11 protein-coding genes and 1 other annotated feature are annotated in these 11,993 nt (G+C 49.2%); of the genes, 3 read left to right on the top strand and 8 right to left on the bottom strand.

The genetic code is table 11. The annotated features are described in order from the left end of the window. Nucleotides 1–4: 4 nt before the first annotated feature. The 4 genes from hisD to BIZ37_RS18880 all read right to left on the bottom strand — a co-directional run bounded on the left by hisD (nt 5) and on the right by BIZ37_RS18880 (nt 4,530). Nucleotides 5–1,318: a histidinol dehydrogenase gene (hisD, locus tag BIZ37_RS18895; RefSeq protein WP_107298549.1), complete on the bottom strand. Its 1,314-nt coding sequence runs from the start codon at nt 1,316–1,318 to the stop codon at nt 5–7. 3 nt (nt 1,319–1,321) lie between these two features. Beyond that, nucleotides 1,322–2,218 carry an ATP phosphoribosyltransferase gene (gene hisG, locus BIZ37_RS18890; protein WP_187462800.1) on the bottom strand — a complete coding sequence of 299 codons (897 nt, stop codon included), beginning with the start codon at nt 2,216–2,218 and terminating at the stop codon, nt 1,322–1,324. A gap of 35 nt (nt 2,219–2,253) precedes the next feature. Continuing rightward, nucleotides 2,254–2,389: a sequence feature (His leader region), on the bottom strand. Nucleotides 2,390–2,782: 393 nt separating this feature from the next. Continuing rightward, nucleotides 2,783–3,301 carry a YchJ family metal-binding protein gene (locus tag BIZ37_RS18885; RefSeq protein WP_187462799.1) on the bottom strand — a complete coding sequence of 173 codons (519 nt, stop codon included), beginning with the start codon at nt 3,299–3,301 and terminating at the stop codon, nt 2,783–2,785. Further along, nucleotides 3,298–4,530: an EAL and HDOD domain-containing protein gene (locus BIZ37_RS18880; RefSeq protein ID WP_187462798.1), complete on the bottom strand. Its 1,233-nt coding sequence runs from the start codon at nt 4,528–4,530 to the stop codon at nt 3,298–3,300. Before BIZ37_RS18880 ends, BIZ37_RS18885 begins: the two co-directional genes overlap by 4 nt. A 212-nt stretch (nt 4,531–4,742) precedes the next feature. On the opposite strand from BIZ37_RS18880, the gene BIZ37_RS18875 reads away from it, so the two are divergent. Next, nucleotides 4,743–5,645, top strand: coding sequence for a sulfite exporter TauE/SafE family protein (locus BIZ37_RS18875; protein ID WP_187462797.1), 903 nt, complete (start codon nt 4,743–4,745; stop codon nt 5,643–5,645). A gap of 101 nt (nt 5,646–5,746) precedes the next feature. On the opposite strand, the gene lpxH is transcribed toward BIZ37_RS18875, so the two are convergent. Further along, the gene (gene lpxH, locus BIZ37_RS18870) at nt 5,747–6,475 is read right to left on the bottom strand and encodes a UDP-2,3-diacylglucosamine diphosphatase (protein WP_187462809.1); all 729 of its coding nucleotides are present in this window, start codon (nt 6,473–6,475) and stop codon (nt 5,747–5,749) included. 40 nt (nt 6,476–6,515) lie between these two features. Then, nucleotides 6,516–7,013, bottom strand: a complete 498-nt coding sequence (locus BIZ37_RS18865) for a peptidylprolyl isomerase (protein ID WP_039463212.1) — start codon at nt 7,011–7,013, stop codon at nt 6,516–6,518. Between the two features lie 319 nt (nt 7,014–7,332). Between BIZ37_RS18865 and cysS the strand changes: the two genes are divergently transcribed. Next, complete coding sequence (gene cysS / locus BIZ37_RS18860) at nt 7,333–8,709, top strand: cysteine--tRNA ligase (protein ID WP_107298555.1); 1,377 nt, start codon at nt 7,333–7,335, stop codon at nt 8,707–8,709. A 221-nt stretch (nt 8,710–8,930) separates the two neighbouring features. Next, complete coding sequence (gene glpQ, locus BIZ37_RS18855) at nt 8,931–10,013, top strand: glycerophosphodiester phosphodiesterase (protein WP_187462796.1); 1,083 nt, start codon at nt 8,931–8,933, stop codon at nt 10,011–10,013. A 95-nt stretch (nt 10,014–10,108) separates the two neighbouring features. Here the strand turns inward: glpQ and BIZ37_RS18850 are convergent, their stop codons facing one another. Both BIZ37_RS18850 and BIZ37_RS18845 read right to left on the bottom strand, forming a co-directional pair. Next, nucleotides 10,109–10,942, bottom strand: coding sequence for an ion transporter (locus tag BIZ37_RS18850; RefSeq protein WP_187462795.1), 834 nt, complete (start codon nt 10,940–10,942; stop codon nt 10,109–10,111). 163 nt (nt 10,943–11,105) lie between these two features. Then, nucleotides 11,106–11,744, bottom strand: coding sequence for a YchE family NAAT transporter (locus BIZ37_RS18845; protein ID WP_187462794.1), 639 nt, complete (start codon nt 11,742–11,744; stop codon nt 11,106–11,108). Between the last annotated feature and the right edge of the window lie 249 nt (nt 11,745–11,993).

The raw sequence follows: 11,993 nt of genomic DNA, 5'->3' as shown, positions 1-11,993 counted from the left end.
CATGTTACGCCCCTTTAGTTACATCTTGTGCCGCAGCCAGTTTTTCAACCCGGATAGTGACAGCGCGTTTGTGGGCATCAAGGCCTTCTGCTTCGGCGATAGCGACAACGGTTGGTGCCAACTCTTTCAGGCCATCGGCACTCAACTCTTGCACTGTCATGCGCTTGCTAAAATCAGCGAGTCCCAGGCTTGAATAAGTACGGGTGTAGCCGTAAGTCGGCAATACGTGGTTGGTACCAGAGGCATAATCACCAACTGATTCCGGTGACCAGTTACCAAGGAAAATTGAACCGGCGTTGTCTAGTTGAGAAACCAGATCACGCGGATTGCGGGTTTGCACAATCAAGTGCTCCGGCCCGTAGTGATTGGAAATAGACACACACTGGGTCAGGCTTTCCGCCACAATCAAAATGCTTGAGCCCAGCGCCTGGCGGGCAATGTCTGCTCGCGGCAGGGCTTTTAGCTGCTGCTGGATAGCGTCGGCTGTGCGATCGGCAATGCTTGGGTCGGGCGTTACCAGCACTACCTGTGAATCAGGGCCGTGCTCGGCTTGGCTGAGCAAGTCGGCGGCAATGAAATCTGGATCTGCGCTGCTATCGGCAATGACCAGTACTTCGGATGGGCCTGCTGGCATATCAATCGCAGCACCACGGAAGTCATTACTGACCTGACGTTTTGCTTCGGTGACAAAGGCATTACCCGGGCCGAAGATTTTATCTACCTTGGCAACGGATTCTGTACCGTAAGCCATCGCCGCAACCGCCTGCGAACCACCGACATTGTAGATCTCGTTAATCCCACACAGTTTGGCGACATAAAGGATTTCGTCGGCGATAGGCGGTGGTGAACATAATACGACCTGGCGACAGCCTGCAATCTGGGCTGGTACGCCGAGCATCAATACCGTTGATGGCAGTGGTGCACTTCCGCCTGGGATATACAAACCCACAGAGTTGATTGGGCGGGTAACCTGCTCACAGACTACACCCGGCTGGGTTTCCACCCGCAACGTCGGTTGTTTTTGTGCTTTGTGGAAAGTGGCGATATTTTGGTAGGCCTGTTGTAGCGCCTGCTTCATCTCATCGCTCAGCCTTTCTGAAGCTGCAGAGACTTCCTCGGCACTCACCTTGATACTGTCCGGCTTGATGCCGTCGAATTTCTCAGTCAACTCAAGCAAAGCTTGGTCGCCACGGTTACGGACATCACCAATGACGCCTTCGACAATCGCAGTGATGTTGGCACCTTCAGTGATCGCAGGGCGCTCAAGCAGGCTTTCTTGTTGGTTTTCGCTCAGGGATTGCCACACAACGGTTTTCATTGCTTACTCCATCATCTTTTCGATAGGTAGTACAAGGATTGAGCTTGCGCCCAGTTCTTTGAGTTGCTCCATGGTTTCCCAGAACAAGTTTTCAGAGCTGACAAGATGTACTGCCACGCGGCTCTTATCTTGTGACAGCGGCAGTACCGTTGGGTCTTCGGCACCCGGTAGCAGGGCTTTGATTTGGTCAAGGCGCTCAGCGGGTGCGTGTAGCATGATGTACTTAGATTCTTTGGCCTGGATAACACCCTGCATACGGGTTAGCAGGCGGTCAATCAGGGCTTGTTTGTCGGCAGACAGTTCGCCGGTCTGCTGGATAAGCACTGCTTTGGAGCGCAGGATCACTTCGGCTTCTTTCAGGCCGTTGGCTTCCAGGGTTGCGCCGGTTGAAACCAGGTCACAAATAGCATCGGCAAGGCCTGCACGCGGGGCGACTTCCACCGAGCCGTTGAGCATACAGGTACTGAATTGCACGCCTAGCTCGTCCATGTAGCGCTTCACCAACTGCGGGTAGGTCGTTGCAATGCGCTTGCCTTGCAGGTCTTGCGGGCCGTTGTACTCGGCATCTTTGTCGATCGCAATGGACAGGCGGCAACCACCGAAGTCCAGGCGGCGTAGCTTGATATAGTCGGCTGGCTCGCCACGGGCTTCACGCTCAAGGCCGACTTCTTCCAGCTCGTTTTCACCGATGACACCCAGATCTACAACACCGTCCATGATCAGGCCCGGGATATCGTCATCACGAACCAGCAATAGGTCGATAGGCATGTTTTCAGAGTGAACCACCAAGCGCTCACCCATCATGTTGAACTTCACGCCGCAACGCTTGAGTAGCTCCTGGCACTCTTTGCTCAGGCGTCCTTTCTTTTGAATTGCAATTCGTAGTCGTTGTGTCTGCATTGTTTTAATCCCTGTACTCGATGTTGAGCCTGAAAACGAAAAAACCCTCGGAAGATATCTCTTCCGAGGGCCTTGTAATCTGTGCTTAGCGACCGCTGGAAGAGTTTTCTTGCGTCTTCCAGAGCGAGGCGTATCCTCCCGAAAGACTAATCAGGATGATGATGGTGATGTAGGTTAACCATTGGGATACGCATAGATATGTACTCTGTATAAATCATTATTAACGCTTGCTTGTGATTCACACTAACGAAGCTGGATTTATTTTGCAATAGCAATTTTACGGAAATTTTAAATTTTTACCAAGCTGGTATTTTGGGTTGGATGAAACCTAACCAAATAGGACTGTAAAGCGAAGATTGTAGACGGTTTTTTGCTTTTACGCTGAAAGTGGGAAATATGTCTCGCAACAAGAAAGAATACGATTTGTTAACGATTGGTGGGCGTGCAGTAGTGTCAGGTGTGGGAAGGTTTATTCTGTTTAATGAATAATTTTGCCTGGGTGAAAAACTCCCCTAGATCACTAGGGGAGGGGAGCCGTGAAGTGGTGTGGATTGACCCGCCTTTTTAGCCACAGCACTTTTTGAATTTTTTACCGCTGCCGCAAGGGCACGGGTCATTGCGCCCGACTTTGTCGCTGACAACAGGGGAAGGCTTGTTTTCTTCAACAGCGGGTGGCGCTGGGTATTCGCCATCGATGTAAAACCACTGGGGGTTGCCGTCCACTACCTCTTTGAGGAAACGTGAACGTTCATGGAGGCAATATTGATCGTCACCTTCTTGGTAGAAGGCTTTGAATTCGACATAACCCTCGACGTCGGTTGCAATTTCACTGTTGATCACTTCTAGCCCCAGCCATTGGCTATTTACCGATTCTGCAATGGCTTCACGGTATTGTTCAGCCTCGCAACTTGGATGGTAGGTAGCCACAACGTAGTCCACTAAGCCCAATACATGGGCACTGTAGCGTGAGCGCATGAGTTGTTCTGGGTGGGTCGCAAGGCTTGGGTTTTGGTGGATAGGTTGGCAGCATTCCGCCAAAAGGCGTTGGCTGCCACAAGGGCATGACGAGATTGGTTGGGTCATGGTTTACTCGGTAACTTTTGCTCAAACACTGTGACCCATTTTAAAGATTCCATATAGGTCTCTGCAACGACTGATTCTTCGAGTTTGAGCGCCTGACATAAGCGTTTGATGGTTTGCCAATCCGCTTGGTCATGGGCAACAGCCAAACGCAGGATCCCTCCCAGATAACCACGGCGATTGATCAGGGCGTGCTGAACTGTCTCGTCCAAGGGGAGTTGATCGATAAGCGCTTCAATGGGCTGCTCCAAAATGCTATCGAGCAATGAAAACAGCCCGGTCAAAAAGGCTTCGTTGCTATCGATCGGTATCTGTAGGTGTTGGCTTAATTGCTCGCTAAATCGTGCTCGTTGTAGTGATAGGAAGTATAGCGATTCTGGTTTTTTTTCAACGGCATGAGAAGTTGCAACAAAGGTGACAAAACGCCTGAGCTTTTCCTCGCCGAGATAGATCAATGCTTGCTTGAACGAAGAGATCGGCTTGGCACGGGTATAAGTTATGTTATTGACATGGCGTAGCAACTTATAAGAGAGCGTTACATCAGTCGCAATGATCTTCTCGATCTTGTCAAAGTTGACCTCGACGCGGCTGATTTCTTTGTAGAGCCGAAGGGTTGTGAGCGCCGAAGGCTCAAGCGCTTTTTTGCGAACGATTTCTGGCCGGCTAAAAAAGTAGCCCTGGAAGAGATCAAAACCGGCCTCACTGGCTGCCATAAACTCCTCGTGAGTTTCGACTTTCTCTGCCAAAAAGGTAATCTTGCTGCCTTTTTCTTTTAGGCGACGGATGAAAAACCCAGCCTTCGCCAGCGGCGTTGCCCGAAGATCAAACTTGATAATATGAACAAACGGGATGAAGCGGTTCCATTCCGGTGTCGGGGTGAAATCATCTAATGCCAAGGTGTAGCCAGCTTGGTAGAGTTCCATGACGGCAGCAAGCAGATTATCATCTGGCTGGCAGGTTTCCAGTATTTCGATGATGAAGCTTTTTTTCGGAAACAGTAGCGGTATACGGTTTATCAGGCTACCGTGCGGAAAATTGATAAAGGCTTTTTTACCGGAAGCGACGTCACTGTGGCCGGTGCTGAGGAAGTTGTCAGTCAGCAGGCGATGAGTGGCATGTTCTTCATCAACATCAGGGAAACTGTTGTTTGGACCGTCTCGGAATAACAGCTCATAGCCGATGGTGTCTTTGTCCCTGTTTAAGACTGGCTGTCTGGCAAGATATGAATTCATGTAAGTAAATAATCGATCTTACGTTGGTGGTGCCATTATTAATGTAGTTGCATTTGATGATTAATGTATGGCTTTTCATACAAAGTATGACAAAAATAAGCCTAATAAGACAGTGTTACATTTTTTTGCCAATTAATAATGATACTGATGATGGAATTATTCGTGAGCATAATGGATAATCCGCGGCTTTCCGAAAAAATTTTGTGTAACTCATGACCGTATTCACAATCATACAAGCGGGATTGCTTGTAGGTGGACTGGTTTTTATCGCTATGTTGCTTCTTTCATGGCGTAAAAATCGAGAGCAGGAAGCACAAACAAAAATCTTACCTATTGGCCTGATTGGCGGCTTTGCCAACTTCTGTGACACCTTGGGTGTCGGTAGCTTTGCTATCAAAACTGCAGGCTATAAACAATTTAAGCTCATAGACGATCAACTGCTACCGGGAACGCTCAATTGTCAGGCGGTTCTAGCAACCGTGGTTCAGTCACTGATTTTTCTGACTGCCGTGGATGTCGACCCGACGACCATGGTTTCCATGGTGCTGGCAGCCTGTTTGGGAGCAACCTTTGGTGCCCGTTTGGTTTCCAGTTGGGATCGCCAGTTGATCCGCTTGGTTATGAGTGGGGCCTTGCTGGTGGTAGCGAGCTTGATGTTGACAGGACAGCTCAAGCTGTTCCCGCTTGGAGGCCTGGAGCTTGGTCTGTCAGGTTGGAAATTGGCGGTAGCTATTGCGGGTAACTTCCTGTTCGGCGCGCTGATGACAGTCGGCATCGGCCTTTATGCCCCATGTATGACCATGGTTTACCTATTGGGTATGCACCCGTTGGCGGCGTTCCCAATCATGATGTGTTCGTGCGCCTTCTTGAGCTTTTTCTCGGCGGGTGGCTTTATCCGAATGAACCGCATCAACAGCCGTGCGGCGTTGGTGGTTGCGATAACTGGCCCAATTGGTGTAGTGATTGCAGCGTATCTGGTTAAGTCACTTGATCTGCACTTGTTAGCTTGGTTGGTCATTGGTGTGGTGCTATATACCTCGATTACCATGTACCGCTCGTGGTCAAAAGAGCGCGCGCTTGCTGGCAATGAAGCACTGGCAGATTCTGCTAAATAGGCTGTTGTATCCTACCAGCAGTGAAAAAGGTACGCATGGCGTACCTTTTTTATTGTCTGTGTTTGGCTGTGGCGACTGTGATTGGGTGTAACTAGCGTTAGTTAAGGCTGAAAATCACGTGTTTCCAGTTCGCAACCCTGCGGGGTACAAACCAATACAGAGCCATGATCATACCAGTCTCCGAGCACAATCCGACGTCCGTCTTCGCCGTTGACAGACAGGGCATGTATATCAGGGCGATGGGTATGGCCGTGGATCATCTGGTTGACCCCAAGCTCTGCCATAACATGGACAACCTCTTCTGGGGTAACATCCATAATGGCTTGGCTTTTAGCCTGGTTGGTCTGGCTGCTACCACTTCGCATCTTCTCCCCGATACGCTGGCGATAGCTCAGTGGCAGGCGGAAAAACAACCATTGGATAAAGCGGTTGTGTACCTTTTTTCGGTAGCGCTGATAGCCTTCATCCAAAGTGCACAAAGTGTCACCATGTAGGATCAGGGTGGCGGTACCGTAAAGATCAACAACTGTGTGTTCGGGTAGAAGTTCGACGCCGGTTTCTTGGCTAAATCGCTTGCCTATCAGGAAATCACGGTTGCCGTGGATGAAGTAGCAAGGCACACCGCTATCGGTAAGTTGGCGGAAGGCCGTTTTTATTTGCTGGTGGAACGGGGAATCATCATCATCGCCTATCCACATTTCAAATAGATCGCCCAATACATAAAGGGCATCAATACCACGGGCTTCGGTGGACATAAAACGAAGGAAGCAGGCAGTGATGTCAGGCCTGTCGGCACTCAGGTGCAGATCGGAAATAAAAAGTGTGGTCATAGCAGGGAAGGGTGGCACAACGGCCACCCTTTGTGAAGCATTACTCTTCGATAGTTACGTTGTTGATAACAACTTCTTCTACCGGTACGTCCTGGTGTACGTAGCCCCAGTTACCTGTTGCTACGCCTTTGATTTTGTTCACTACGTCCATGCCTTCAACAACTTCAGCAAATACGCAGTAACCCCAACCGTCAGGTGTTTCTGATTTGAAGTCCAGGAATTTGTTGTCGTTCACGTTGATGAAGAACTGAGAGCTAGCAGAATGCGGCTCCATAGTACGTGCCATTGCCAGTGTGCCCACTTTGTTGCTTAGGCCGTTGCTTGCTTCGTTTTTGATTGGTGCACGAGTTTCTTTTTCTTCCATGCCAGAAGCCATGCCGCCGCCCTGGATCATGAAACCATCGATAACGCGGTGGAACAAAGTACCGTTGTAGAAACCGTCACGGCAGTACTGTAGGAAGTTTGCACAGGTCTCAGGTGCTTTTTCAGTGTTTAGTTGGATTTTGATGTCACCAAAAGTAGTGTGAAGCGTTACCATGAGCTTGTCCTTTAAATAGGTGTATATTGCTTTAAATATTGGATTCTATCTTACCCGGTCTAGCCGTCAATAATAACCGTCAGAGTTAGCAAACTCTGTGATAAATAGGCGAAATCTTGACCTTTTGCTTAACTATAGAATATGAGCGGAGGCTTGGCACCATGGACTATGGTTGTAGAGGCTGAGCGATTGCGGCAGTATCCTTGGCGATATTGTTGCAGAATCGTCCCGATGGCGTGATTTTCCTTGCCATAGGCAGCCAATAAAGGTGTAATTACCCTCCTGAAATGTAACCCCACCAAATGAGTATTGAAGAGACATGTTGAAGATCTATAACTCACTGACAAGACAGAAAGAGGAATTTAAACCCATTCAGCCAGGTAAAGTTGGCATGTATGTCTGTGGGGTTACCATCTACGATTTGTGTCACATCGGTCACGGCCGTACGTTTGTGTCATTCGATGTGGTTTCGCGTTACCTGCGTTACTCGGGTTACGATCTGACATTCGTTCGTAACATCACAGATATTGATGACAAGATCATCAAGCGTGCAGCGGAAAATGGCGAAAGCTGTGATTCATTGACCGAGCGCCTGATTGGCGAAATGCACGCTGACTTCGATGCTCTGGGCATGAAGCGTCCTGATATTGAACCTCGCGCGACGGAATTCATTGCCGAAATTATCACTATGTGTGAGCGCCTGATTGAGCGCGGCTTCGCTTACGTGGCGGACAATGGCGATGTGATGTTCGAAGTGAGCAAGTTCGACGAATACGGCAAGCTGTCTAAGCAAGACCTTGATCAGCTTCAGGCCGGTGCCCGCGTTGATATCGAAACAGCCAAGCGTAGCCCGCTTGATTTCGTGCTGTGGAAGATGTCCAAGCCGGGTGAGCCAACTTGGGAATCACCATGGGGCGCAGGGCGTCCGGGCTGGCACATCGAATGTTCTGCAATGAACTCGGCTATCCTTGGCGATCATTTCGATATCCACGGTGGTGGTTCTGATCTGCAGTTCCCGCACCACGAGAATGAAATTGCCCAGTCTTGCTGTGCAACGGGTTCACAGTACGTGAATACTTGGATGCACAGTGGCATGGTAATGGTTGACCGTGAGAAGATGTCAAAATCACTGGGTAACTTCTTTACTATCCGTGATGTGCTGGGTCACTACGATGCTGAAACCGTGCGTTACTTCCTGATGTCTGGCCACTACCGTAGCCAGCTAAACTATAGCGAAGAAAACCTCAAGCAGGCCCGTTCAGCCCTTGAGCGCCTGTACACGTCACTACGTGGCCTAGATACTTCTGTTGCTGCTGCAGGCGGTGACGAGTTTATCGCACGCTTCAAAGAAGCAATGGACGATGATTTCAACACGCCAGAAGCTTACTCTGTGCTGTTTGATATGGCGCGTGAAATCAACCGCCTGAAAGCGGAAGATATCAATGCGGCATCTGCGCTGGGTGCACGTATGAGTGAGTTGGCAGATGTGCTTGGCCTATTGGCGCAAGAGCCTGAAGCTTTCTTGCAAGGTGGCCCTGACGAAGACGTCGCTGAAATCGAAGCGCTTATCCAGCAGCGTCTGGATGCCCGTGCAGCAAAAGACTGGGCAGCGGCTGATGAAGCCCGCGACAAGCTGACCGCAATGGGTATCATCCTGGAAGATGGACCTCAAGGTACAACTTGGCGCCGTAAGTAAAGAATAACCTTCTTTGAATTAATTAAGCCGGAGTGAAAACTCCGGCTTTTTTTATATCTTATAATCAAAAATCACATCAAGATCACCATTCGAAACTTATATGCTCAATTTCGAGCGCTGCTGATCACACATAGCGAAAGTCATGCTACTGAAATATTAGCGAATCATTATTATGCTTATACAAAACAAGACAATAACAACGTATGGACTAGGACATAATAATGAAAACAGCTTGCCTTGCAGCCGTGATTGGCAGTGCCTTACTTGCTTCCCCAAGCTTTGCCCAAATCGGCACTGACGAAACCAACAGTGATAAAGTGGTCGTAGCCCACCGTGGTGCTTCCGGCTACCTACCGGAGCATACCTTAGCCGCCAAAGCGCTGGCCTATGCCATGAAGCCGGATTACATCGAGCAGGATGTCGTCATGACTAAAGATGACAGACTGGTCGTGCTGCATGATCACTACCTTGACCGTGTCACCAATGTTGCCGAGGTGTTCCCCGACCGTGCCCGTAAAGATGGCCGCTACTACGCCATTGATTTTACTCTGGCCGAAATCAAGCAGCTAAGCGTGACTGAAGGCTTCAACATCAAAGAGGGTAAGCAGGTGCAGGGCTTCCCTGAGCGCTTCCCGATGTGGCAGTCAGATTTCAAAGTGCCGACCTTTGAAGAAGAGATCGAAATGATCCATGGCCTGAACAAAACCTTGGGTTATGACATCGGTATCTACCCAGAAATCAAAGCGCCTTGGTTCCACCGCCACGAAGGCAAAGACATCAGTGCTGCTGTACTCAAAGTGCTCAAGCAATACGGTTATACCAGCAAAGACAGCAAAGTGTATTTGCAGACATTCGACTTCAATGAGCTCAAGCGAATTCATGATGAGTTGATGCCGGCAATGGGAATGGATGTCAAACTGGTCCAGCTGATGGCTTACACCGATTGGAACGAAACCATGGAGTACGGCAAGGACGGCAATGCGCAGCCTTACAGCTATGATTGGATGTTCGAACCAAATGGCATGGCTACAGTTGGCAAATATGCCGATGGCATTGGTCCTTGGAAGCCAATGGTTGTGTCTGATGAGTCAACCAAAGGCAATATCAAGCTAACGGGCTTGGTCAAGGCTGCCCATGAAGCTGGCATGCAGGTACACCCATATACCTTCCGTTCGGATGAAGGACGTATCCCGGCCTATGCCAATGACTTCAACGATATGCTAGATATTTTCTACAACACCGCCGATGTAGACGGGGTGTTTACCGACTTCCCAGATAAAGCGGTGAACTTCCTGCATAACTAGCCTTAGCGTGTTGGACACAAATGAGATTTTAAAACGGCACCCATACAGGGTGCCGTTTTTCTATCTGTGCGATCAGCTAAATCTACCCTCTAGTATCAGAGGTGTTCAGGTAACTGGGTTCCGCATTTTTTGCAGAAGTTGGCATCGTTCTCGTGGCCGCTGGCCGAGCAGTTGGTGCAGCGGATCAGCTCACGCTGCGTTTTCATTTCTAGGCTGAGTTCTGCGGTGATGATCCCGGTAGGCACGGCCAGAATTGAGTAACCGAGCAGCATGGTAAACGCTGCAATGGCTTTACCTATATCTGTCTGCGGCACGATATCGCCATAGCCAACGGTGGTAATGGTGACGATGGCCCAATAGATGCTGGTGGGGATACTAGTAAATCCGTTGTCAGGCCCTTCAACGATGTAGAGCAACGAACCAAGGACAGTAACCAATATGGCAACTGTGCTGAAGAACACCAAGATTTTGCGCTGTGCCATCAGCAGGGAGCGCAGCAAGATATTGGAGTCTTTGAGGAAACGGGCCAGTTTGAGGATCCGGAAGATTCGCATGACCCTGATCAGGCGTATGATAAGTAGGTAGTTTGATCCCGGGAACAGGAAAGCCAGATAGCTGGGTAGGACTGCAATTAAGTCAATCACACCGTAAAAACTGCGTGCATAGGCCCACGGCTTGGGAGAGCAGTATAGGCGCAGCGCATATTCAATCGTGAAGAGAATAGTGAAAACCCATTCGAGAACCGTCAATGCTTCGCTGTATTTGAAATCAACCGAACGGATGGTTGATAGGATCAAGATAAGCTCAGAGCATAGAATGGCGATAATCAACGCGATGTCGAAGTTTCGGCCCGCTTTGGTCTGGGTGCCGAAGATAATTTGGTAGAGGCGCTGTTTACGGGTCAGGGTAACCAAAGCGATAGGTCTCATTAATTTACGATAAGTGTATAAATAATAAACCTAATTATTGTTGAGGGGTAAGCACTATTGTTCTTTTGTCGAGCGGTGTGACACAAGGCCGGAAGCTTTGTTTAAAAGCTATCCGGCCATAACGAGGGCAGGAGACGGGTGACTGTTGTTGGCCCCAGCTTTGTTAAGCAAGGCCCGGGAACAAGGCACGCAGTCCGTTGGCTATAAACTCAATACCCAATGCGGCCAGAATCAAACCCATGATACGGGTAATGACGTTGATGCCGGTCTGGCCTAGGAAACGAACGATAATCGGTGCGGCACGGAACAGCAGCCAACAGCAAAATGCAAAAGCGACAATGGTCACTGCAATGCCTATCGTGCTGCTCATCCCCGGGTAACGTGAACCGTAGACAATAGTAGAACTAATAGCACCAGGGCCTGCCATTAAAGGCATGGCAAGTGGAACAACACCGATCTGCTCGCGGCTGATAGATTCGGATTTTTCCTGCTTGTTCTGTTTATCTTCACCGAGCTTACCGCTCATCATCGAAAACGCGATTGTCAGCAGCAGTAGGCCACCGGCAACGCGGAACGAGTCGAGGGATATACTGAACATATCGAGCAAAAGCTGGCCTGCCAGTAGCGAGACAGTCAGGATCACAGCAACGGCAAGGTTGGCTGTCAGGGCTGTTTTATTGCGTTCTTCCGGGCTCATGTGGCCTGTCAACGAGACGAAGATAGGCATAATCCCGACCGGGTTGACAGCAGCTATCAGGCCAACGAAAAACTGCAGAAAAATGGCTAATTCAAGTGATTGCATATGGAGTTTAGTGCTAATTATGGGAGTTTAGAGCCCAACAGGTACCCAGTGTAGCCAAAGGTCGGAAAATTGTGTCACGGGAAAGCACGACAGAGTCAGCAAGGCTTGTTCTTCCAATGATCTAACCTTCGATTAAAACAGTATAAACCTGTTGATCGGCGATACTTTAAGCCAATTGTCTGACTTTCACCAATTAAAAATAGTTATATCTTTCCCTATTTTAAGTTATTTATGAATATCTTGTTGCGC

It is taken from the genome of Photobacterium sp. BZF1 (genome assembly GCF_014349205.1).
Lineage (GTDB): Bacteria > Pseudomonadota > Gammaproteobacteria > Enterobacterales > Vibrionaceae > Photobacterium.
This window is presented reverse-complemented; position numbering and strand designations above follow the sequence as displayed.